Origin of the sequence: Streptomyces sp. NPDC086777 (assembly GCF_040702065.1) — a bacterium.
Taxonomy (GTDB): Bacteria; Actinomycetota; Actinomycetes; order Streptomycetales; family Streptomycetaceae; genus Streptomyces.
In genome coordinates this window covers 184,901-207,840 of the sequence record NZ_JBFBJI010000012.1, presented here as the reverse complement: position 1 = coordinate 207,840, position 22,940 = coordinate 184,901, and the positions used below count along the sequence as shown (strand labels likewise).

Genomic DNA, 22,940 nt, shown 5'->3' with positions numbered 1-22,940 from the left:
CCGATGCGGTCAGAGCTCTAGCCGGCCGACTCCGCCGCGTGCGGGCTCAGGACGTCCGCCGAGACCAGGGCGATGATGACGATGCCGAGGGCGACGCGGTACCAGACGAACGGCATGAAGCTCTTGTTGGAGATCCACTTCATGAACCAGGCGATCACCGCGTAGCCGGACGCGAACGCGATCACCGTCGCGAACAGGGTCGGGCCCCAGTCCACATGACCCTCGCCCACCGAGTCCTTGACCTCGAAGGCGCCGGAGGCCAGCACCGCCGGGATGGCGAGCAGGAACGAGTAGCGGGCCGCCGCCTCGCGCTTGTAGCCCATGAACAGACCGCCGCTGATGGTGGCGCCGGAGCGGGAGACGCCGGGGATCAGGGCGCAGGCCTGGCAGAGGCCGTAGATCAGGCCGTCCTTGACACCGAGGTTCTCCAGCGTCTTGCGCTGCTTGGGGGCCCGGTGCCTGCCGCCGGTCTCGTCGCGGGCGGCGAGACGGTCGGCGATGCCGATGACGACGCCCACGACGATGAGCATGGTCGCGGTGATGCGAAGGTCGCGGAACGGCCCCTCGATCTGGTCCTTCAGCGTCACGCCCAGCAGGCCGATCGGGATCGAGCCCACGATCACCAGCCAGCCCATCTGGGCATCGTGGCTGCGTCGCATCGTCCTGTCGAACAGCGAGCGGAACCAGGCCGAGACGATCCGACCGATGTCCTTGCGGAAGTAGATCAGCACCGCGGTCTCCGTGCCGATCTGGGTGATCGCCGTGAAGGCGGCCCCCGGGTCCTTCCAGCCGGAGAAGGCCGCGGTCAGCCGCAGATGCGCGCTGGAGGAGACGGGCAGGAACTCGGTCAGCCCCTGGACGAGTCCGAGGACCAGCGATTCGAACCAAGACATGAAGGTACGGCGTCCCAGGGGTGAGGAGGGGGCTGGTGGTCGCGCGGGCACACGCGCTCACGCAGGCGCGGTTGCTCACACGGCTGCGCGTGAAACACTCGGGCGCACGTGATCATGCGCGTGCAACGGCAGCGTAGCGGGCCGGGGTGACAGGGGGGACACAGGGGTTCGGCAGCCGCGCCGGCGGCCACGGGGTGTTGACCGGTCAAGGTGCCGCCGCTTACGTTTCTGCAGGAGAAAGCGCTTGCTCCGCACATCGGGGTGCGTGTGCGGCGCGCTTCGGGCGGGAGTTCGCCCATCGCCGGTACACGCCCGAGGAGTGCTGATCACGTCCATGCCCCGCTCCCCCCGCTCCACGGCCCCCTTCGCCGGCCGCCGCGTCCGGGCCGCCGTCGTCGGCGCCGGCGCCATCGGGCGCGGCTCCCATCTGCCGGCCGTCGCCCAGCTGGCCGCGGAGGGCGAGACCGAGCTGGTCGCGGCCGTCGACATCGATGCCATCGCCGTCGAGGCGATGTGCGCCGAGGCGGGCATCCCGCACGCCTACACCGACCTGGACCGGATGCTCGCCGAGCAGCGGCCCGACCTGGTCACCATCGGCACCCCGCCGACCCTGCACCGGGACCAGACGGTGGCCGCGCTGCGGGCCGGCGCCTGGGTGTGGTGCGAGAAGCCACCCGTGCCGAGCCTCGCCGACTTCGACGCGGTCGAGGCGGCGGAGGGGACGGAGGGGACGGACGGCGGGCCGTACGCCTCGATCGTCTTCCAGCACCGCTTCGGCTCCGCGTCCACGCGGGTGCGGCGGCTGCTCGCCGAGGGGGCGCTGGGCCGCCCGCTGGTCGCCCACTGCCAGACCACCTGGTACCGGGACGCCGCCTATTACGCGGTGCCCTGGCGGGGCCGCTGGGCGACCGAGGGCGGCGGCCCGGCGATGGGCCACGGCATCCACCAGATGGATCTGCTCCTCGACCTGCTCGGGCCCTGGAGCGAGGTGCGGGCGATGGCCGCCCGGCTGGTGCACGACGTGGAGACCGAGGACGTCTCCACCGCCCTGGTCCGGTTCCCGAACGGCGCCCTGGCCACCGTCGTGAACAGCGTGCTGAGCCCCGACGAGGTGAGCCGCATCCGCATCGACTGCGAGCGGGCGACGGTCGAACTGACCCACCTGTACGGCCACCGCAACGACGACTGGCGCATCACCCCGGCCCCGGGCGTCCCCGCCGACGAGGTGGCGGTCTGGCGGGACTTCGGCCCGGACGTGCCCAGCTCGCACCTGGCCCAGCTGCGTGAGCTGATCGCCGCGATGCGGGCCGGGCAGCGGCCGCGCGGCAGCGGCGCCGACGGGCGCACCAGCCTGGAGCTGGTCACCGCGCTCTACAAGGCGGCCTTCACCGACACGACCGTCCGCGCGGGCGAGATCGGTCCGGGTGATCCCTATTACACGGTCCTGCACGGGGACGCCCCGGGCTGGGCGCCGGCGCGTGCGGAGGTGTCCGAGTGAGCGGCGAGCTGCGGATCACCCACACCCACGGCGACCGGGTCACCGTGACCGAGCCGGTCACCGGGGTGCAGCTCTTCTCGTACGTCTACCGGCCCGAGCGGGCCTGGGAGGCACCGCGGCCCTACCTGCACCCGGTGCGCACCCTCGCCGGGGACGTCGTCACCGACTACCGGCCCAACGACCACCGCTGGCACAAGGGCATCTCCCTGACCGCCTCGCACCTGTCCGGCGCGAACCTGTGGGGCGGCAACTCGTACATCCACGGCCAGGGGTACGTGGCCGTCCCGGAGCGCGTCGGCTCGATGCGGCACGCCGGGTTCGACGAGCTGTCCTCGGCCGACGGCCGCCTGGTCGTCGCCGAACGGCTGACCTGGCATCCGTACGACGGGACGCTGTGGGCGGAGGAGCGCCGCCGCATCGAGGTCCACGACGTGGATCCCGGCGCGCGGTCCTGGGCGCTGACGTGGACCAGCGCGATCACCAACCGCCGTGCCGAACCGCTGCTGTTCGGCAGCCCGACCACGGCCGGGCGTGAACATGCGGGCTACACCGGCCTGTTCTGGCGCGGCCCGCGCGCCTTCCGGGACGGCAGGATCGTCGGCCCGGCGGGGGAGGGAGCGGCGTGCATGGGCTCCCAGTCCTCCTGGCTGGCCCTGTCCGGCGAGCACGACGGCGCCGACGGCCATGGCACCGTCGTCTTCGAACACGCCCCGGAGAACGACCACCTGGGCACCGGCGGCGGCCATCCCGCCCACTGGTTCGTGCGCAACGAGCCGTTCGCCGGCATCGCACCCTCCTGGGCCTTCCACGACGAGCTGGAACTGGCCCCCGGTGACACCCTCAGGCGCCGCTACCGGATCGTCGTCGCCGACGGCGCCTGGGAGCGCGCGGAGATCGCCGACTACCTGGCGGCGCATCCGTGGTGAGGACGGGGAAGCGGCCCCTCAGGCGGCTTCCGGCCCGGTGACGGTCCAGCCGGGTGCCTGCGGGTGGGCCGTCGACTCCCCGTGCCGCACCTGGTCGCCGCAGGCCGCGCAGGTGACGACCGGGGTGAGGGCCTCCCCGCAGCCGTGCTCGATCACCATCGGGCGGTCGCCGTCCGGGTGGAGGTGGCGGTCGCCCCAGGCCATCAGGGTCAACAGGACCGGCTCCAGTTCGACGCCCGCCTGCGTGGCCAGGTACTCGAAGCGCTGCGGCCGCTCGCTGTAGACGCGTTTGGTGAGGATCCCCGCGTCGACGAGCCGGCGCAGCCGGGTGGCGAGGATGTCGCGCGGGGCACCGATGTTGCGCACCAGCTGGTCGAAGCGGCCGTTGCCCAGGCTCACCTCCCGCAGGACCAGCAGGGAGTACTTCTCGCCGACGAGCGCCAGGGTGTCGGCGATCGAACACGGGCGGGGGTCCTTGGGGGCGGCCATGAGGTCAGTCTAGTGGAGGGTTGGATTTTCCAACCCTCGGAGTTATGGTGGGTTCGGATTTCCTACTCACCGGTAATCGAGACTGGCAATCGAGGTCCCCGAGATGCGTGACGCAGTCATCGTCGAAGCCGTGCGCACCCCCGTCGGCAAGGGCAAGCCGAACGGGTCGCTGGCCCACGTCCACCCCGTCGAACTCCTCGCCCACACCCTGCGCACCCTCGTCGAGCGCTCCGGCATCGACCCCGCCCTCGTCGACGACGTGATCGGCGGCACCGTCGACCAGGTCGGCGAGCAGGCCATGAACACCACCCGGTACGCCCTCCTGTCCGCCGGCTTCCCCGAGACGGTCCCGGCGACCACCGTGGACCGCCAGTGCGGCTCCTCCCAGCAGGCCGTGCACTTCGCCGCGCAGGGCGTCATGTCCGGCGCCTACGACATCGTGATCGCCTGCGGCGTCGAGTCGATGAGCCGGGTGCCGATGTGGTCCAACGTGCCGGCCGGCAAGGACCCCTTCGGGCCAGGAGTCGCCGCGCGCTACCCGGAGGGCCTGGTCCCGCAGGGCATCAGCGCCGAACTCATCGCCGCGAAGTGGTCGATCAGCCGGGCGGAGATGGACGCCTTCGCGGTCTCCTCGCACCGGAAGGCTGCCGCCGCGTGGGAAGCGGGGCTCTTCGACGCCCAGGTCGCGCCGCTGGACGGGGTCGCCCGTGACGAGTCGGTACGGCCCGGCACCACCGCCGAGATCCTCGCCGGGCTCAAGCCCGCCTACTACGACCCCGGGTTCGCCGAGCGGTTCCCGCAGATCGAGTGGAACGTCACCGCGGGCAACGCGAGCCCGATCAACGACGGCGCCTCCGCCGTACTCATCACCTCCGGTGAGACCGCGGCGAGGCTTGGGCTGCGGCCGCTGGCCCGCCTGCACGAGTTCGCCGTCACCGGCTCCGACCCGTTGCTCATGCTGACCGGCGTGATCCCGGCGACGGAGAAGGTGCTGCGGCGGGCCGGGCTCGGCATCGGGGACATCGACCTGTTCGAGGTGAACGAGGCGTTCTCCAGCGTGGTGCTGGCCTGGCGGCAGGAGACGGGGGCGGATCTCGCCAAGGTGAACGTGCACGGCGGGGCGATCGCCCTCGGGCATCCGCTGGGGGCGAGCGGGACGCGGCTGACGACGACGCTGGTGCATGCGATGCGGGAACGCGGTGCTCGCTTCGGCCTGCAGACCATGTGTGAGGCGGGTGGGCTGGCCAACGCGATGATTCTGGAGGCGGTGCGGTAGGGGGCGCCGGGCGCCCGGGGGGCCGCGTGGTGTTGTCGGGCGGCCGCGGCGTCGTGGGGGCTGGTCGCGCAGTTCCTCCCCCAGCCTTCGGCCGGGGGCACCCCCGGCGCCCCTTACGGGGCGCTGTGGTGACGGGGCGTCGCGTCGTGACGGGGTGTCACTGTCTGGGGCGTAGGTGGTGGCGTTTTCGCCAGGCCACCACTGCTCCGGCCACCGCCGGGACGACGATCGCCGCCACCGAGATCAGGAAGACCGGGGAGGTCGGGGTCGAGGCGCGGGCGCCTGCCACGACGTAGGCGGCGACGTTCGGGATCGAGCCGAGGGCGGTGGCGACCAGGAACGGTGTGCAGCGCATACGGGAGACGGCCGCCGCGTAGTTCGCGGCCCAGAACGGGACGCCGGGAAACAGGCGGACCGCCAGCATCGAGCGGAAGCCGTGCCTGCTGAACTGGTTGTCGGCCGCCTTGAGGAGCCGGCCGCGCAGCAGCGGGCGCAGTGCCTCCTGGCCGAGCATCCGGCCCAGCACGAAGGAGATCCACGCCCCGAGCACGGTGCCGGCCATGGCCGCGCCCATGCCCAGGGCCGAGCCGAACAGCGCACCGGACGCGAGGTTCAGGATCGGCCGGGGTACGAACGCCACCGTGATCAGGCCGTACGCCACGGCGAAGACCACCACCGCGGTGGTGCCTGCCACGTGCGGCGGCCAGCCCTGTGTCATCAGCTTCTGGGGCTCGAAGAGCAGCACCGACGCCCCGGCCGCCGCCAGCAGGGCGACGAGCAGGGACAGCCGGGACCACGGCGACAGCAGCACGCGGGTGCAGCGGACGCCGAAGCTCGGCGGAGCGGGCACGGCGACGGTCAGCTCCTTGGCGGCGGCCGGGGGAGAGGCCGTGGCGGTGCCAGAGCGGTTGGCATCGAGCATTCGGTGACACTAACCGAAGCGGATGTGTGATCGCCGTATGGATCCTGTCCCTCAGGTGAACCGGAGCCGCGGAAAACCGTTCGACGTGGGGCGACGCGTCGGACATGATCTGTCTCATGTTCCGGTTCGCCTTCCTCGTCGCAGCATCCGCAGTCGCGGATGCGCCGAAGGCTGCCGTTCCCGTTCTCGCGGCCGCTGTCGACGGCGCCCGAAGCTGACCCTCCCCGGAAAGTCCGGCGGACCCCGCAGGGGGAGGGTCGGCCGGTTCCACGGGGTCCCCGCTCTTCCTACGGCCACGCTTCGAGGTACAGCCATGCCCAAGACGGCATACGTCCGCACCAAACCGCATCTCAACATCGGCACGATGGGCCACGTCGACCACGGCAAGACCACCCTGACCGCCGCCATCACCAAGGTCCTCGCCGAGCGCGGCACCGGCACGTTCGTGCCGTTCGACCGCATCGACCGGGCCCCCGAGGAGGCCGCCCGCGGCATCACCATCAACATCGCGCACGTCGAGTACGAGACGGACACCCGGCACTACGCCCATGTGGACATGCCGGGCCACGCCGACTACGTCAAGAACATGGTCACCGGGGCCGCGCAGCTGGACGGCGCGATCCTCGTGGTCTCGGCGCTCGACGGGATCATGCCGCAGACCGCCGAACACGTGCTGCTCGCCCGGCAGGTGGGCGTCGACCACGTGGTGGTCGCGCTGAACAAGGCGGACTCGGCCGACGAGGAGCTGGTCGAGCTCGTCGAGCTGGAGGTCCGCGAGCTCCTCAGCGCGCACGGCTACGGCGGCGACTCCGTGCCCGTCGTACGGGTCTCCGGGCTCAAGGCGCTGGAGGGCGACCCGCGGTGGACGGCGTCCGTCGAGGCGCTGCTCGACGCGGTGGACACGTACGTGCCGATGCCCGAGCGGTATCTGGACGCGCCGTTCCTGCTGCCGGTGGAGAACGTGCTCACCATCACCGGACGCGGGACCGTCGTGACCGGCGCGGTCGAGCGGGGGACCGTACGGGTCGGGGACCGGGTCGAGGTGCTCGGCGCGGACGTCGAGACGGTCGTCACCGGCCTGGAGACCTTCGGGAAGCCGATGGACGAGGCGCAGGCCGGGGACAACGTGGCGCTGCTGCTGCGGGGCGTGCCCCGGGACGCGGTGCGGCGGGGGCACGTGGTCGCGGCGCCGGGGAGCGTGGTGCCGGCCCGGCGGTTCTCGGCGCGGGTCTACGTCCTGTCAGGGCGCGAAGGGGGGCGTACGACTCCCGTCTCGACGGGGTACCGGCCGCAGTTCTACATCCGTACGGCGGATGTGGTCGGGGACGTCGACCTCGGCGAGACGGCGGTCGCCCGGCCCGGGGAAACGGTGGAGATGACCGTGGAGCTGGGGCGGGACGTCCCGCTGGAGGCGGGGCTGGGGTTCGCCATCCGTGAGGGCGGCCGGACCGTGGGGGCGGGGACCGTGACCTCCGTGGTGTGAGGGGCCGTGTACCTCCGTGGAGTGAGGTTGCGGTGTGTGGGGGACTGCGGGCCGGTGGCGGCCGGTCGCGCAGTTCCTCCCCCAGCCTTCGGCCGGGGGTACCCCCAGCGCCCCTTTCGGCGCGTTCGGGTGACCGTTCGCCGGAGAGCGGGCGTGCGTGCCGCCGGTCGCGCCCGCGCGGCGGAGCCGCACGTGGATACGGCGCCGCGGCCCCTGGCCGGCATCGGCGTCGCACAATGGTGAAGTGAACGAATCGATACCCGTCGTCCGGGTCACCGGGCACGGGACCGTCAAACTGATGCCCGACGTCGACCGGGAGCGGGCCTGGTTGCTGACCGTCGACGGGGCGCCGCAGTCGTACGTGGATCTCGACGAGCCGACGCATCTCGAGTTCGAGTACGCCCGGCGGCTCGGGTATGTGCTGGACGCCGTGGCGGAGGCCGGTGTGCCGCTGGACGTGCTGCATCTCGGTGGCGGTGCCTGCACGCTTCCCCGGTACCTGGCGGCCACCCGGCCCGGGTCCCGGCAGGATGTCGTGGACGCCGACCGGGAACTGCTGGAACTGGTCACCGAGCACCTGCCGCTGGCGGACGGCACCGGGATCGCCCTGCACGCCGCCGACGCGCGGGGCTGGCTGGAGGCGGCGCCCGGGGACTCCGCGGACGTGATCGTCGCCGACGTCTTCGGCGGGTCCCGGATTCCCGCGCATCTGACCTCGCTGGGGTACGCGAGGGAGGCCGAGCGGGTGCTGCGCGGCGACGGGGTCTACCTCGCGAACCTCGCGGACTCCGCGCCCTTCGGCTTCCTGCGCTCCCAGCTCGCCACGTTCGCCACCGTCTTCGAGGAGCTGGCGCTCATCGCCGAGCCGGGGGTGCTGCGCGGGCGGCGGTTCGGGAACGCGGTGCTCATCGCCTCGCACCGGCCGGTCGACGCCGGCGCGCTGGCCCGTCGCACGGCCGCCGACGCCTTTCCCGCGCGGGTCGAACACGGGTCCGCGCTGCGGGAGTTCGTCGGTGCGGCCCGGCCGGTCGGGGACGCGGACGCCGTACCGTCACCCGAGCCCCCCGGCGGCACGTTCGGGATCGGCTGAGGCGGCCGACGGCCGGGCGGTGACCGGGACCGTGCGGCGGGTGAGGTCGCGTACGTCCGGGACGAGGAGCACCGCGGCGGTGACGGCCACGACCAGGCCCGCGCAGCCCCACAGCGCCGGGCCCCGGCCGAAGGCCTGCTCGGCGGGGCCCGCCAGCGCCGTCGCCAGGGGCAGCAGGGAGACGGAGCCGAACCAGTCGTAGGCCGAGACCCGGGAGAGCTTCTCCTCGGGGATCTCCTGGTGCAGCGCGGTCATCCAGGAGACGCCGAAGACCTCGACCGTCGTACCCGCCACGAACATCACCACGCTCAGGACTCCCACGGAGGTGGGTACCGCGAGCGCCGCGGAGGGGAGCGCCAGCGGGAAGACGCACAGGGTGCCGACGAACAGGAGCCGTCGGGGTTTCCAGCGGGTCATCAGCAGGGCCCCGGCCACCGTACCCGCGCCGAACGCCGCCAGTGCCAGCCCCCAGGGACCCGGTCCGCCCAGGCTGTCGCGGGCGACCAGCGGGCCGTAGACCGCGTCGGCGGCGCCCACCACCGCGTTCGCGATCGAGAACTGGACGACGATCCCCCACAGCCAGGGGCGGCCCGCGAACTCCCGCCAGCCCTCCCGGAGATCGGCCAGCATCCCCTCGCCAGGGGCGCGCGGCGGGATGTGACCGACGTCGAGGAACGACCGCAGCGCACCGGCGACCGCGAACGCCGCCGCGTCCACCGCCAGTACCCAGCCGGGGCCCACCGCCGCCACCAGCGCACCGCCCAGGGCCGCGCCCCCGAGGGCGGCGCTCTGCATCGCCATCCGGAACACGGCGAACGCGCGGCCCGCCTGTTCGCCGCTCACCGAGGAGAGCAGCATGCCCTCCGCCGCCGGGCTGAAGAACGCCTGGCCGGTGCCGCCCAGCGCGGTGAGCAGCATCATCTGCCACAGGCGGGGGTCGCCGGTGAGTACGAGGACGGCGAAGGCGCCCTGGGAGAGGAAGTTGAGGGCGTTCGCCGCGACCATCACGCGGTGGCGGGGGAAACGGTCCGCCACGGCGCCGCCGACGAGCAGGAAAAGCACCAGTGGGAGGGTTCGGGCGGCGGCCACCAGGCCGACGTCCCCGGCGTCGCCGCCCGCGTCCAGCACCGCGAACGCGGCGGCGATCAGGGAGCCGTTGGCGCCCAGGCTCGTCACGATCGTCGCCGCGGTCAGCAGGCTGTAGTTGCGGCCCGCCCAGGCGGGTCTGCGCAGGCGGGAGGCGGTGCCGGGGGCACCCGGGGGGCCGGGGGAGTCGGAGGCTGAGGTCACCGACCGACTATCCCTGCCGGGAGCCCACCTTGCCAATCCGATTCCCGGGCACCGGCCCCGCCCGCCGGGGTGTCCGGTCCCCGGCCGCGGTCAGCCGCCCGTCGGGGTGCCGTGCAGCCGGACCGTGCTGAGGATCTTCATGATCGTCGACGTCGGGACCTCGCCGGCGACTCCCTGGGCGCCGTAGAAGTCCCACGACACCAGGTCGCCCGCCGAGTTCTCGAAGCCGAAGGTGATCGCCTTGCCGTCGCCCGCGCACTTGCCCTTCTGCGGGCTGTTCGTCGAACGCGCCCAGGCGTAGGCGCCCTTGAGACCCGACGCGGTGGTGTAGGCGGTGGCCTTCTTGTCGTAGGTGATGCTCTTCTTGTCCGGGTACGTGTAGCCGCCGTACACCCACCAGGGGACCTCCGTGACGGCGGCGTCGCCCGGGGACTTCGCGCCGCTCTCGCCCTTGGTGCCCACCCCCGCCAGGGACGTGTCCTCGGTCCTGCCGTCCTTGTCGTCGTCGCTCGTGCACCACTTCGACTTGTACTGGGCGGGCGCCGACATCGTGATGATCGGCTTGCCGTCCTTGTCCTCGAAGCCGATGGAGGTCCCCGGGGTGAGGACCTCCCAGTCGGCCGGTACGTCGAAGGCCGTGCCCCATTTGGGGTTCACGACGGTCTTCCAGCCCGCGACCGTCGGCTTCTCGGTCTTGTCGCCGCCGCGCGGATCGTCGTCCGCCGGCGCGGAGGCCGAGGCGGGAGCGCTGGGCGAATGGCTCACCTGCCGGTTCCCGCCGGTGTCCGCCTTGTTGTCCTTCTTGTTGCCGAGGACCAGGAACCCGGTCACCCCGGCCGCCACCACGACGGCCACCGCCGCGATGATCGCGACCAGCTTCGTGCGGTCGCCGCCCCCGCCCCCGCCCTGCGGTGGCTGCGGAGCGCCGGCGGGGCCGGGCGGGCCCCACTGCGGCTGCTGCCCGTATCCGCCCTGCGGCGGATACTGCTGGTAGCCGGGCTGCTGATACGGATTCGGCTGCTGGTAACCCGGTTGCTGATACGGGTTGCTCTGCGGGTACTGCTCGCCCCCTGGCGGCTGCTGTTCTGGCCACATGGCTCGTAACCCTAGTGCCGCCCGGTCCGATCCAGGACGGGGGCCGTGGTCCCACCATGGCGACGATCACCGGAACCGCTCTGGTCAGACCGTGCTACTCGCTAGTAACATGTTCGTCATGAGCACTGACCAGATGTCGATCGGCGAGATGCTCGCCGCCACGGTCCCGATGGTGCGGACCCTCAACCTGGAGTACCTGGAGACCACTCCGGAGCGGGCCGTGCTGTCCCTGCCGGACCAGGGCGACTTCCACAACCACATCGGCGGTCCGCACGCGGGCGCGATGTTCACCCTCGCCGAGTCCGCGAGCGGCGCGATCGTGCTCGCCGCCTTCGGCGACCAGCTCTCCCGGGCCGTGCCGCTCGCCGTCAGCGCCGAGATCGCCTACAGGAAGGTCGCCCTCGGCCCGGTCAGGGCCACCGCGACCCTGGGCCGCCCGATCGCGGACGTCGTCGCCGAACTCGACGAGGGCAAGCGCCCCGAGTTCCCGGTCGCGGTCGCCATCACCCGTGAGGACGGGGCGGTCACCGGTGAGATGACCGTCGTCTGGACGCTGCGTCCCAACGGCTGACCGGCGGGACGGTGACATCGGCCCGCGGGTGCCTGGCTGCTGTCGGTGTCGCATGCGGTCGCCGGTCGCCGGTCGCCGGTCGCCGGTCGCCGGTCGTCGGTCGTCGGTCGCCGGTCGCCGGACGCCGGGCGTCGGTCGCCGGACGGGGTGAGGGGCACGAGGCCCTCACCCCGTCGGGTGTCGGGGGTCGTTCAGGCGGCGCGGCTCTCCTCGTGCCCGGCCCCCGGCTCCGCCAGGCCCGCCACGAACTCCTTGAGCCATGCCGTGAACTCCGGCCCCAGGTCGGGGCGTTCGCAGGCGATCCGGACCACCGTGCGCAGGTAGTCGGCCTTGTCCCCGGTGTCGTAGCGCAGTCCGTCGAAGACCACCCCGTGGACCGTGCCCGCCGCGGCCAGGTCCTGCAGCGCGTCCGTCAGCTGGATCTCACCGCCGCGGCCGGGGGCGGTCCGTTCCAGGACGTCGAACACCTCGGGGTCGAGGACGTAGCGGCCGATGACCGCGTAGGCGCTGGGCGCGTTCTCCGGGGACGGCTTCTCCACCAGGCCGGTCACCCGGACCACGCCGTCCTCGCCGGTCGGCTCGACGGCGGCGCAGCCGTACAGGTGGACCTGTGACGGGTCGACCTCCATCAGCGCGACGACACTGCCCAGGTGGCGGTCGCGGACGTCCAGCATCCGGCTGAGCAGGGTCTCGCGGGCGTCGATCAGGTCGTCGCCCAGGAGCACCGCGAAGGGCTGGTCGCCCACGTGGTGCCTGGCGCACAGCACCGCGTGGCCGAGGCCGAGCGGGTCGCCCTGACGGATGTGGTGGATGTCGGCGAGCCGGGCGGGATCGCGTACCGCGTCCAGGCGCACGGTGTCGCCCTTGGCGGCAAGCGCCTGCTCCAGCTCGAAGGCGTTGTCGAAGTGGTCCTCGATGGCCCGCTTGTGCCGGCCGGTGACCATGAGGATGTCGTCGAGCCCGGCCTTGGCGGCCTCCTCGACGACGTACTGGATGGCCGGCTTGTCGACGACCGGCAGCATCTCCTTCGGTGTCGCCTTGGTGGCGGGCAGGAACCGGGTGCCGAGCCCGGCGGCCGGGACGACGGCCTTGCGGACCGGCCGGCGGGACGAGGGTGCGGGGGAGTGGGGGGCGATCATGCGGCACATGCTGGCCCACCGGGATGAGAGAGGGCCGGGAGAAACGTGGGAGACGGCTGTGGAACCCGGCGTTCCGTCGTGGGTGACCCCGGCTGTGCGGGAGTTGAAGATTTCGTGTGCCATCGGGCCCTCGGCGCACACAAGTTGAACCTGCGCGGCCGCTGATTCCGGACCTGATGCGGATACCGCCGGTAACTTATCTGAATTCCCAGTTCTTTGAACTTCGGTCACCTCAACTTCTTGTTTCCCGTGAGGCCTGTGTGCAAAGGTGAGCCACCCCGCGGGAGGGTCCACGGAACGGTACGGCCGACAGGCCGGCCGTTATGGATCCCAAAAGGTACGCACCAATCGGCACTGCATTCCGTCAGGGCGCCATTTCGCATGCGGTCCTGCGGCTCGGAAGGAAATGGTTCAGTGCAATCGCCCTACCCCCCACGCCCGCCTTACTCCCCGCGCCCCGGTTCGACCCCGGTGGAGTCCGACCGCAATCTCATCGCCCAGCTCACCGGCGCCCCCGCGGCCAGGCACCATGCCGTCGCCCTGCTGCTGGCCCGGCACTGGCGTGCCACCTGCGACTACGCCGTGGTCTGCCTCGCCGCCGCCACCCCCACCGCCCAACTCGTCGCGAGCGCGGCCTTCGAGCGGGTCCTCGGCCGGGCGGCCGGTGGCGCGGTGGGCGGCGCCCTGCGTCCGCAGCTCCTGGTGGCGGTACGTGAGACCGTCCGTGCGTGGGCCGCCGACGAGGCCGTCTCGGTGGTCGCACCGGAACTGCGCAAGACCACCGGTGGCCGCGGACTCAGTGCCGCCAGGCCCGGCACCCCGGAAAGACGGCAACTCGCCGAACGTGCTTTCCAGGCCCTTCCGGGGGCCTCGCAATGCCTCCTCTGGCATACCGAGGTCGAAGCCGAACCCATAAACATACCCGCTGGTCTGCTGGGTGTCGACACCGCTACCGCGACGACCGCCCTCGGTGAGGCCCGCGAACAATTCAGGACCGGATTGGTGCGCGCCCACCGGGAACTCGCGCCGTCGAAGGAATGCCGCTTCTACAACCGGCTCCTCGATGTCCCCATTCGCCGGGGCGGCGGTCTGCTCCCCGATGTGCAACGGCATCTCGCCGACTGCCGGTACTGCCGGCACGCCGCCGAACAACTCAGCCACTTCGACGGCGGCCTCGAGGTGCTGCTCGCCGAGACCGTGCTCGGCTGGGGGGCCCGCCGTTATCTCGACTCGCGGCCCGGACCCGGCGGGGTCGTCGAGGCATGGCCGGCCGTGAACGAAGCCGCGAACGAAGCCGCGGGCGCGGCCGCGGTGCCCGGCGGACGGCACCGCACCGCGGCCGGGAGCGGACGGCGCAGGGCGCTGCTGGCCGGTGCTGGCCTGGTCTCCCTCGCCCTCCTCGGCACCGTGCTGGTGGCCAAGGGGTGGTCCGACGACGGTGTCCCCCGCCCCGGCACCACCACCTGGGGAGCCCCCAGCGCCGGCACGACCACGTCCGGCCCCGCCGTGGACGCCCCGTCCACGGGCTCCCCGTCCCCGGCCTCGGTGGGCGAGCCCGTCGAGATCGCCCACGGCAGGCTGCGCAGCCTCGACGCCGGGCGCTGTGTCGACGTGCGCGGGGGCCGGGTGCGCACCGGTGCGCAACTGCTGCTCGGCCCGTGTTCGGACGCCGGGTCCCAGCAGTGGTCGTACCAGGACGACGGCATGCTGCGCAGCGCGGTCGACCCCACCCTCTGCCTGGCCGCCGATCCCGGCGCGCGCAGCGTGGTGGTCTCCGGCTGCCTGGTGCACCCGGGGGAGGTGTCGTACGACCTGACGGTGCGCGGCGAGCTCCTGCTCCGCTGGGACAAGGACCTCGTGCTGGCCGCGGACGGCACACGGGTGCTCGTGGCCGGGCGGAACGGATCGGTGCGCCAGCGCTGGGAGCTGGAGTCCGGAACCGGCGCTGCGGCGGGGACGCCCGGGGCACCGGGCGCCACGCCCCCCGCGCCGCCCGGGTCCCGGCAGGCCGGGCCGACGGAGATACCCGCACCGCCACTCGTTCCGCAGGAACACTCCGCGGAACCGGGTGCGCCGTACCGCACGCGCGTCGCCCAGGTCGCGGCCCGGCACCCGCCCGTCCCCGTCACACCGACCGCGCCCCACGAACCCGTCACCTCGGAGGCGTCCTCGATCGGCGACGCGGTGGGCGACGCGGTCGGCGGCACCCTGCACTCCGTCCCGACGACCACGACGGACGTCCTGAACTCCGTTCCGGCGGTCGTGAACGCGGTGGGCGGGGTGCTCGGCTGAGACGCCGGGCCGGAGGGGTGAACGCGGCTGCACGGCGGCCGAGCGGGGTGCCGGCCGCTACGACGCCGCGCCCCCGGGCGGGAGCGCCGGGTGCGGCGAGGGAGGACGGCGCCGGGCTCTGCCTGCCGGTGTGGAGGGTCGGCAGGACCGCCGACGCCGCGGCCCACAGGACGAGTGTCGCCAGTGGGGCGAGGACGTGGGAGCCCTGGAAGTAGCTGAGGTCGGCGATGGCGCGGACCGCGGCGCCGGGAGGCAGCAGCTCCGACAGGGCCCGGGCGCCGCTGGGCAACAGGTCGGTGCCGATGGTGGCGCCGCTGGTGGAGTTGCCGACGGTCAGCAGCAACAGGGTGGCCGGCGGGATGCCGAGGGGGCCGACGTAGGTAGCCGGCGTCTTCGTGGTGAAGGCCGCGCAGGCGGCCAGCAGGGCCAGGACGAAGGCGAGGGGGAGGGACGGGGCCGGGACCGCTCCGAGGACGGGGCCGGCGAGGGCGCCCGCGACCAGGCCGCACGCCGCCGCGAACGCCGCCATCAGGGCGAACCGGTGCCGCAGCCGGAGCGGGCGGTACGGGTACCGGGTGGCGGCCACCGCTGAATTCCTGTCAATGAACGGCCGCCGGGCAAGGGCTTTCCGGTCGCTTACTTCAAGGGTTTACAAGAATTTTCCCCGGTGTGTGTTTCATTTGAAGCGATGTGGTTGACGACAAATTTTTGTCAGGATTGGGTGAGGGGTTGGGCGGCGGCGTTCGCCGCGGGTTCCCGGTGTGCCACGATCGAGCCAGCGGGCCGAAGTCATCCCGAATTTACAGAGCTCGGCGCGGCCGCACGCGGTGTTGCGCCGCGGTGAGTGCCGGGTGAATGGCCGGTGCGCTTTGACGGGCTTGTGGCGGTGTGCCGCCAGTGATCCGGGTCCTCGGCGGCCGCCGATCCGCAGTGGATTGCTCGGATTTTCGGCTCTTGCGGTGAATTCCTCCCGCTGGCCGAATCAATACTACCGGACGTGACGGGTCCCCTCCGTTATTGACCCGCGAGTAATGAACTCGCTAGTTTCCGGTGGCCTCACCATGAGCTTTCCGCCGCACACATCCCCCACCGTGCTGTCCTCCCGATTATTCGGAGTGTCATGACGTCCCCTGTGCGTGCCGTCGACCTGATCATGTGCATCACCCCTTTCGGAGAACCCGATGCCAGGCTCGCCACAGCGGTCTGCGCCGCCGGCGGACTCGGCGTGCTCGACCTGGGCCGCGGCGACCGAAGAACCCGGGAGGCGCTGGCCCGCCTGAGACGGGCGGCACCGGGACCGTACGGCGTGCGGGTCGCCGCCGGCTGCACCCTCACTCCGGACGAGCTCGGCCCGGCGCCCGACACCGTGGTCCGGGCCGCCGACGCCCCCTGGAGCATCGCCGAACTCGCCCCGCACACACGGGTGCTGGCCGAGGTGACCGACCTGGCCGAAGCACGCGCGGCGGTCACGGCCGGAGCGCACGGGCTGATCGCCCGGGGCGCCGAGAGCGGCGGCCGGGTCGGCCACCTGAGCACCTTCATCCTCCTCCAGCAGCTGCTCGGCGCACCTGAACTGGGCGTGCCGGTCTGGGCGGCCGGCGGCATCGGGCCGCGCACGGCGGCCGCCGCGGTGGCAGGAGGCGCGGCCGGCGTGGTCCTCGACAGCCAGTTGGCCCTGCTCGCCGATTCCCGGCTCCCCGAGGCGACGGCCGCCGCGCTGCGTTCCCTGGACGGCTCAGAGACGGCCGTCGTGGCCGGTCACCGGGTCCTGCACCGCCGCGGCCCGGACGCCGTGCGCCCGCCCGCCGACGACCCGGCCGCGGTCGCCGCGCTGCTCGGCGCCGAGGACCTGCGCACCCAGCTGCTCCCGGTCGGCCAGGACGGCTTCCTCGCCGCACGGTTCGCCGAGCGCTGGGGCGATGTGCGGCGGACCGTACGCGAGCTGACGGCGGCGATCGGCGTGGACCCCGACGCCGTCGAGGCGCTGCGGCCCGGCAGCTCCGCCATGAGCCGTGCCCTCGGCACCCGGCTGCCCGTCGCGCAGGGCCCCATGACCCGGGTGAGCGACCGGGCCGCCTTCGCCGCCGCCGTCGCCGACGACGGGGCGCTGCCCTTCCTCGCGCTCGCCCTCGCCGACGGCGCCCGCACCCGCGAGATGCTGACCGAGGCGAAGGCCGCGCTCGACGGCCGGCCCTGGGGCGTCGGCGTCCTGGGCTTCGCGCCCGAGGAACTCAGGAACGCCCAGCTCGAAGCGGTACGGGAGCTGCGGCCCAGCCACGCGATCGTCGCGGGCGGCCGGCCCGCGCAGGCCGAGGCGCTGGAGCGGGCCGGGATCAGCACCTTCCTGCACGTGCCCTCGCCGGGGCTGCTGCGGCAGTTCCTGGAGGCCGGGGCCCGGAAGTTCGTGTTCGAGGGCTCCGAGTGCGGCGGTCACGTCGGACCGCGCGCGAGCTTCCCGCTCTGGGAGGCCCAGCTCGCCGTCCTGGAGGACTTCCCCGACGCCGACGGCCTGCAGGTGTTCTTCGCGGGCGGCCTCCACGACGAACGCTCCGCGGCGATGGCCGCCGCGCTCGCCGCGCCGCTCACCGCCCGGGGCGCGGCCGTCGGCCTGCTCATGGGCACCGCCTACCTCTTCACCGAGGAGGCCGTGGACCGGGGCGCGATCCAGCCGCTGTTCCAGCGCCAGGTCGTGGCGGCGGTCTCGACCGCCCTCCTGGAGACCGCACCCGGCCACGCCACCCGTTGCGTGCCCAGCCCGTTCACCTTCAACTATCGCGAGCGCGAAGCGGAGTTGCGGGACGGCGGGGCGCCCGACCGGCAGGTGTGGGAGGAACTGGAACGGCTCAACGTCGGGCGGCTGCGCATCGCCAGCAAGGGCGTCGACCGGACGACCGGCGGCGAGCTGACCCCCGTGGACGAGCAACGCCAGTTCTCCGACGGGATGTTCATGGCCGGAGAGGTCGCCGTGCTGCGCTCGGCGACCACCACCGTGGCCGCCCTGCACCACGCCGTGACCGACGGAGCCGCCGACTTCCTGGCCGGGCGGACGACGGCGGTGGCGCGGGCGGACCATGCTGTCGCCCCCGCCCCGCTCGACATCGCGGTCGTCGGCATGGCCTGCATGTTCCCCGGGGCCCCCGACCTCGCCACCTTCTGGGCGAACGTGGTCGCCGGACACGACGCGGTGACCGAGGTGCCGGTGGAGCGCTGGGACCCGGCCGTGCACCACGCCGACGGCTCCACCACCTCGAAATGGGGCGGCTTCCTGCCGCCCATCCCCTTCGACCCGCTGGGCTACGGCATCCCGCCCGCCTCCCTCGGCCACATCGAGCCCGTCCAGCTGCTCGCCCTGGAGGCCGCCCGGCGCGCCCTGGACGACGCCGGATACGGCTCACAGGGACGGGAGTTCGACCGGTCGCGCACCTCCGTCGTCTTCGGCGCCGAGGCAGGCAGCGACCTCTCCAACGCGGCCACCCTGCGCGCCGTGCTGCCTTCCTACTACGGCAAGGTCCCCGACGGCCTGGCGGACCAACTGCCCGGGCTCACCGAGGACTCCTTCCCCGGCATGCTCGCCAACGTCATCTCGGGCCGGATCGCGAACCGCCTGGACCTGGGCGGCGCCAACTACACCGTGGACGCGGCCTGCGCCTCCTCGCTGGCCGCCGTCGACGTCGCCTGCAAGGAGCTCACCTCCGGCACCAGCGACGTCGTCCTCTGCGGCGGCGCCGACCTGCACAACGGCATCAACGACTACGTCCTCTTCTCCTCCGTGCACGCCCTGTCCCCGACCGGCCGCTCCCGCGCCTTCGACGGCTCCGCCGACGGCATCGCCCTCGGCGAGGGCGTGGCCTGCGTCGTCCTCAAGCGGCTGGCCGACGCCGAGCGCGACGGCGACCGGATCTACGGTGTGGTCAAGGGGCTCGGTTCGTCCAGCGACGGCCGTTCCCTCGGCCTGACCGCGCCCCGGCCCGAGGGCCAGCGCGCCGCGCTGCTCCGCGCGTACCGCAACGCCGGGATCTCCCCGGCGCAGGTCGGCCTGGTGGAGGCGCACGGCACCGGGACCGTCGTCGGCGACCGCACCGAACTCACCATCCTCAGTGAGGTGTTCGCCGAGGCGGGTGCGGCACACGGCGGTTGCGGGCTCGGATCGGTCAAGTCCCAGATCGGGCACACCAAGTGTGCCGCCGGGCTCGCCGGGCTGATCAAGACCACCCTGGCCCTGCACACCGGCGTCAAGCCGCCCACCCTGCACCTGGACAGCCCCAACCCCGCCTGGAAGGAAGCGGACAGCCCGTTCGCCTTCCACACCGAGGCCCGGCCCTGGGCGGCTCCGCCCGCCGAACGGGTGGCCGGGGTGAGCGCGTTCGGCTTCGGCGGCACCAACTTCCACGTGGTGCTGGGCGCCTACGACAGCTCCCTACCGCCCGAGCAGGGGCTGGACGCCTGGCCCGCCGAACTGTTCGTGTTCCGGGGGCGCGACGAGCAGGCCGCCCACCGGGGCGTCGAGGAGATCCTGCGGGCCGCCACGACCGGCTCCTGGCGGCTGCGCGACCTGGCGCTCGCCGCCGCCCGCCGCGCGGACGCCTCCCACGAGCCGGTACGGGCCGCGGTGGTCGCGACCGACGTCGCCGGGCTGGCCGCACAGCTGCGCCGGGTCCGCGCGGGGGAGCACGACCCCGGCGCCGGGATCCACCTCGCCGACGGGCCCCCGGACGGGGACGCCGGAGTCGCCTTCCTCTTCCCCGGCCAGGGCAGCCAGCGTCCCGGCATGCTCGCCGACCTCCTCGTCGCCTTTCCCGAGCTCCAGCACTACCTCCAGCTGGGGCGCGCCCACGCCGACACCCTCTACCCGCCCGCCGCCTTCGACGAGGACGGCCGCGAGCGCCGTCGGACCGCCCTCACCGACACCCGGGCCGCCCAGCCCGCCCTCGGTATCACCGGCCTCGCCGCCCACGCCTTCCTGACGGCGGCCGGCGTCCGCCCCGACATGGCCGCCGGACACAGCTACGGCGAGCTCGTCGCCCTCGGCGCGGCAGGTGCGCTCGATCCCGAGACCCTGCTGGAGCTGAGCACTGCACGTGCCGCCGCGATCCTCGCCGCCGCGGGCGACGAACCCGGCACCATGGCCGCCGTGTCCGGCGCGGCGGACGACGTCGAGCGGGCGCTGCGGACCGCCGGTGCCCCGGCCTCCGTGGTGGTCGCCAACCACAACTCGCCCCGGCAGACCGTCATCTCCGGCCCGACCGACGAAGTGACCGAGACCGTACGGCTGTTGCGCGCGGCCGGCCTCGGCGCCAAGCGGATCCCGGTGGCCTGCGCCTTCCACAGCCCGGTGGTGGCCGGAGCGGGCGACCGGTTCGCGGAGGTCCTCGCGGACACGGCCGTACGACCGCCCGAGTTCCCGGTGTGGTCCAACCGCACGGCGGCCCCCTACCCGGCCGACGCCGACGGGGTACGTGCCGAACTCGCCGCCCAGATCGGCTCACCCGTCGCGTTCGCCGCCCAGATCGAGGCGATGTACGAGGCCGGGGCCCGCGTCTTCGTGGAGGCCGGGCCCGGGTCCGTCCTCACCCGGCTCGTCGGGCAGATCCTGGGCGACCGCCCGCACACCACCGTCGCCTGCGAACCCCGAGCGGGCAGCGGACTGCCCGGCTGGCTCGACGCGCTCGCCCAGCTGGCCGTGGCCGGCGCACCGGTACGCACCGCCTGGCTGCTGCGCGGCCGCGACGCCGTGGACGCCGTCCGGACCGCGGCGCCGAAGCGGCCCGGCTGGACGGTCGACGGACAGCTCGTGCGCACCGCCGCCGGAGACCTCCTGCCCGGTGCCCTCGCACCGGCCCGACGAGTCGTGGAGACGACGACTGTGACGACGAACCAGCCGCACGGCGCCCCCGCCGACCGCGACGTGCTGATATCCGAGTTCCTGCGCACCAGCCGGGAGATGATCGCCGCCCAGCGCGACGTACTGCTCACCTACTTCGGGGCGGCCCAGGCGCAGGTGCCCGCCGCCCCGGTGCTCCGGCAGCTGCCGTCGGCCGAAGCGGCCGCACCGCGACCACAGCTGACGGAGCCCGTACCCGGGTCCGTGCCCGCTCCGGCGGCCGGACCCGAGGCGACGGCCGACGTCGAACGGGTCGTCCTGGAGATCATCAGCGAACGCACCGGCTACCCGGTGGACATGATCGAGCCCGACCTCGATCTGGAAGCCGACCTGAGCATCGACTCGATCAAGCGGGCCGAGATCGCGGGGGAGCTGGCCAAACGGCTGGGGATCGCCGGCGGCGCCGAGACCCTGGACGACGCCGAACTGGAGGAGCTGGCCAAGGCGCGCACGGCCGCGGCGGTCACCGGCTGGTTGCGGGCACGGGTCGGCACCGGCGCGCAGGAGACGGCGACGGTACCGGCAGCCACGGACCCCACGGCCGGCCCGCCCGAGCCGGGCGCACCGGCGAGTGCGCCCCACCCCGCAGCGGCCGACGAGGTCCCCGAAGCCGACGAGGTCCCCGCGGGCGAGGCGCCGAAGCGGTTCGAGATGCGGCCCGTGGCGCTGGCCGAGCCGGATGCCGCGGCCGACCCGGCCGCCGTGCTGTCCGGCCGGCGGTTCCTCGTCCTCGGGGAGGGCGGCGCGCAGGTGGCGGCACGGCTCGCCGGGCACGGCGCCGAGGCCGTGACCGTGCCGGCGGACCACCTGCTCGGGGAGGCGGACGGAGCCGTCGACGGCGTGCTGTACCTGGGCGCGCTCCCCGGCAGCGACACCCCCGTGCTGCCCGACGCCTACCCGGTCCTGCGGGCCGCCCTGGCCCGCAGCCCGCGCTGGCTGCTGGCCGCCCGCCCCGCCGACGACGCCGACGCGGCACGCTCGGCGGGCCTGCACGGGCTGTTCCGCACCGTGGCCCGGGAGTACCCGGACACCGTCGCCCGTGTGGTGACCCTCGCCGACACCCGACCGGAGGCGGTCGCCGACGCGCTGCTCGCCGAACTGCGCGCACCGGATCCGGCTCCCGTCGTCCTGCGCACGGCCACCGGCCGGCACGGTCTGGAGCTGGTCGAGGCGGCGCCCGGCGCGCTCGGCGGCACCGGTGCCGGACCCGCGGGGGCGGGGGCCGCCGAGGCCGCGGCCCTCGGCCTCGACCGGGATTCGGTGGTGCTGCTGGTCGGTGGCGCCCGGGGCATCACCGCGAAGTTCGCGGCCACCCTCGCGGCCGCCTGCCGCTGCCGGATCGAACTGCTCGGCCGGACCCCCGCGCCGCAGGGTCCCGAGGCGCCGGACACCGCCGCCGCCGGCACCCCCGCCGAACTCCGCGCTGCCCTCGCCGCCCGCGGCGGTCTGAAGCCCGCCGAGATCAACCGGCAGGCCGAACTGATCCTCGCCCAGCGGGAGATCACCGCCACCCTCGACGAACTCGGCACGCTCGGCAGTGAGGCCCGCTACCGCGCCGTCGACTTCCGCGACCGCGACGCCGCCCTCCAGGCAGTCAAGGAGATCCACGCCGACCACGGCCGCCTCGACGGGGTCGTCTTCGCGGCCGGGGTGATCGAGGACCGGCTGATCGCCGAGAAGACCCCGGAGTCCTTCCAGCGGGTCTACGGCACCAAGACCACCGGCGCGGCCACCCTGCTCGCCGCCCTCGAGGAACTGCCCAGCGGCCCCGGTTTCGCCGTCCTGTTCGGCAGCGTCTCCGCCGTCCTCGGCAACCGCGGCCAGGCCGACTACGCCGCGGCCAACGACGCCCTGGAGAGCCTCGGAGCCGGCTGGGCGCGGCGCACCGGGAACCGTGCGCTGACCGTGCACTGGGGGCCCTGGGCGCCCGTCGGCGGACACACCGGCATGGTCAGCCCGGAACTCGGACGCGAGTACGCGCGCCGCGGCATCCGGCTGATCGACCCCGACGAGGGCACCGCCGCGCTGCTGCGGGAACTCGCCTGGGGCGATGAGTCCGTCCGGGCCGTCGTCTACACCGCCTCGGGCTGGTGAC

Annotated in this window: 14 protein-coding genes; 8 read left to right on the top strand and 6 right to left on the bottom strand. The window is 73.5% G+C overall.

The genetic code is table 11. The annotated features are described in order from the left end of the window. Positions 1-17: 17 nt before the first annotated feature. Complete coding sequence (locus AB0472_RS19170) at positions 18-893, bottom strand: undecaprenyl-diphosphate phosphatase (RefSeq protein ID WP_366357638.1); 876 nt, start codon at positions 891-893, stop codon at positions 18-20. A 334-nt stretch (positions 894-1,227) separates the two neighbouring features. Between AB0472_RS19170 and AB0472_RS19165 the strand changes: the two genes are divergently transcribed. Both AB0472_RS19165 and AB0472_RS19160 read left to right on the top strand, forming a co-directional pair. Then, positions 1,228-2,391 (top strand): Gfo/Idh/MocA family oxidoreductase, encoded by a 1,164-nt coding sequence (locus AB0472_RS19165; protein ID WP_366357637.1) that lies wholly within the window; start codon positions 1,228-1,230, stop codon positions 2,389-2,391. Then, complete coding sequence (locus tag AB0472_RS19160; RefSeq protein ID WP_366357636.1) at positions 2,388-3,317, top strand: PmoA family protein; 930 nt, start codon at positions 2,388-2,390, stop codon at positions 3,315-3,317. Before AB0472_RS19165 ends, AB0472_RS19160 begins: the two co-directional genes overlap by 4 nt. Positions 3,318-3,335: 18 nt before the next feature. Here AB0472_RS19160 and AB0472_RS19155 read toward each other — a convergent pair whose 3' ends face one another. Then, positions 3,336-3,806: a helix-turn-helix domain-containing protein gene (locus tag AB0472_RS19155; protein WP_366357635.1), complete on the bottom strand. Its 471-nt coding sequence runs from the start codon at positions 3,804-3,806 to the stop codon at positions 3,336-3,338. Positions 3,807-3,909: 103 nt separating this feature from the next. Between AB0472_RS19155 and AB0472_RS19150 the strand changes: the two genes are divergently transcribed. Next, entirely contained in the window at positions 3,910-5,082 is a 1,173-nt protein-coding gene (locus tag AB0472_RS19150; protein WP_366357634.1) for a thiolase family protein, read from the top strand. 157 nt (positions 5,083-5,239) lie between these two features. Here the strand turns inward: AB0472_RS19150 and AB0472_RS19145 are convergent, their stop codons facing one another. After that, positions 5,240-6,004 carry a TVP38/TMEM64 family protein gene (locus AB0472_RS19145; RefSeq protein ID WP_366357633.1) on the bottom strand — a complete coding sequence of 255 codons (765 nt, stop codon included), beginning with the start codon at positions 6,002-6,004 and terminating at the stop codon, positions 5,240-5,242. Between the two features lie 313 nt (positions 6,005-6,317). Here AB0472_RS19145 and tuf point away from each other — a divergent pair, with 313 nt between their 5' ends. Together tuf and AB0472_RS19135 are read left to right on the top strand one after the other, a co-directional pair. Next, a complete protein-coding gene (gene tuf / locus AB0472_RS19140) occupies positions 6,318-7,487 on the top strand; it encodes an elongation factor Tu (protein WP_366357632.1) in 1,170 nt (389 codons plus the stop codon). Positions 7,488-7,731: 244 nt separating this feature from the next. Then, complete coding sequence (locus tag AB0472_RS19135) at positions 7,732-8,577, top strand: fused MFS/spermidine synthase (protein ID WP_366357631.1); 846 nt, start codon at positions 7,732-7,734, stop codon at positions 8,575-8,577. On the opposite strand, the gene AB0472_RS19130 is transcribed toward AB0472_RS19135, so the two are convergent. Both AB0472_RS19130 and AB0472_RS19125 read right to left on the bottom strand, forming a co-directional pair. Then, on the bottom strand, positions 8,539-9,867 hold the full coding sequence (locus AB0472_RS19130; RefSeq protein ID WP_366357630.1) for an MFS transporter: 1,329 nt from the start codon (positions 9,865-9,867) through the stop codon (positions 8,539-8,541). The two genes, AB0472_RS19135 and AB0472_RS19130, sit on opposite strands and share 39 nt — an antisense overlap. A gap of 90 nt (positions 9,868-9,957) precedes the next feature. Next, on the bottom strand, positions 9,958-10,962 hold the full coding sequence (locus AB0472_RS19125) for a hypothetical protein (RefSeq protein WP_366357629.1): 1,005 nt from the start codon (positions 10,960-10,962) through the stop codon (positions 9,958-9,960). 133 nt (positions 10,963-11,095) lie between these two features. On the opposite strand from AB0472_RS19125, the gene AB0472_RS19120 reads away from it, so the two are divergent. After that, positions 11,096-11,533 (top strand): DUF4442 domain-containing protein, encoded by a 438-nt coding sequence (locus AB0472_RS19120; protein WP_366357686.1) that lies wholly within the window; start codon positions 11,096-11,098, stop codon positions 11,531-11,533. 191 nt (positions 11,534-11,724) lie between these two features. Here the strand turns inward: AB0472_RS19120 and galU are convergent, their stop codons facing one another. Further along, positions 11,725-12,672 (bottom strand): UTP--glucose-1-phosphate uridylyltransferase GalU, encoded by a 948-nt coding sequence (gene galU / locus AB0472_RS19115; protein WP_366357628.1) that lies wholly within the window; start codon positions 12,670-12,672, stop codon positions 11,725-11,727. A 414-nt stretch (positions 12,673-13,086) separates the two neighbouring features. On the opposite strand from galU, the gene AB0472_RS19110 reads away from it, so the two are divergent. Beyond that, a complete protein-coding gene (locus AB0472_RS19110; RefSeq protein WP_366357627.1) occupies positions 13,087-14,964 on the top strand; it encodes an RICIN domain-containing protein in 1,878 nt (625 codons plus the stop codon). Positions 14,965-16,084: 1,120 nt separating this feature from the next. After that, on the top strand, positions 16,085-22,939 hold the full coding sequence (locus tag AB0472_RS19105) for an SDR family NAD(P)-dependent oxidoreductase (RefSeq protein ID WP_366357626.1): 6,855 nt from the start codon (positions 16,085-16,087) through the stop codon (positions 22,937-22,939). The last annotated feature ends 1 nt before the right edge of the window (position 22,940 follow it).

Excerpts from the sequence above, each read along its gene's own strand:
- galU (WP_366357628.1), bottom strand. The coding sequence starts at position 12,672 with ATGATCGCCCCCCACTCCCCCGCACCCTCGTCCCGCCGGCCGGTCCGC.
- tuf (WP_366357632.1), top strand. The coding sequence starts at position 6,318 with ATGCCCAAGACGGCATACGTCCGCACCAAACCGCATCTCAACATCGGC.
- AB0472_RS19125 (WP_366357629.1), bottom strand. The coding sequence starts at position 10,962 with ATGTGGCCAGAACAGCAGCCGCCAGGGGGCGAGCAGTACCCGCAGAGC.
- AB0472_RS19165 (WP_366357637.1), top strand. The coding sequence starts at position 1,228 with ATGCCCCGCTCCCCCCGCTCCACGGCCCCCTTCGCCGGCCGCCGCGTC.
- AB0472_RS19105 (WP_366357626.1), top strand. The coding sequence starts at position 16,085 with ATGACGTCCCCTGTGCGTGCCGTCGACCTGATCATGTGCATCACCCCT.
- AB0472_RS19170 (WP_366357638.1), bottom strand. The coding sequence starts at position 893 with ATGTCTTGGTTCGAATCGCTGGTCCTCGGACTCGTCCAGGGGCTGACC.
- AB0472_RS19150 (WP_366357634.1), top strand. The coding sequence starts at position 3,910 with ATGCGTGACGCAGTCATCGTCGAAGCCGTGCGCACCCCCGTCGGCAAG.
- AB0472_RS19145 (WP_366357633.1), bottom strand. The coding sequence starts at position 6,004 with ATGCTCGATGCCAACCGCTCTGGCACCGCCACGGCCTCTCCCCCGGCC.
- AB0472_RS19155 (WP_366357635.1), bottom strand. The coding sequence starts at position 3,806 with ATGGCCGCCCCCAAGGACCCCCGCCCGTGTTCGATCGCCGACACCCTG.
- AB0472_RS19120 (WP_366357686.1), top strand. The coding sequence starts at position 11,096 with ATGTCGATCGGCGAGATGCTCGCCGCCACGGTCCCGATGGTGCGGACC.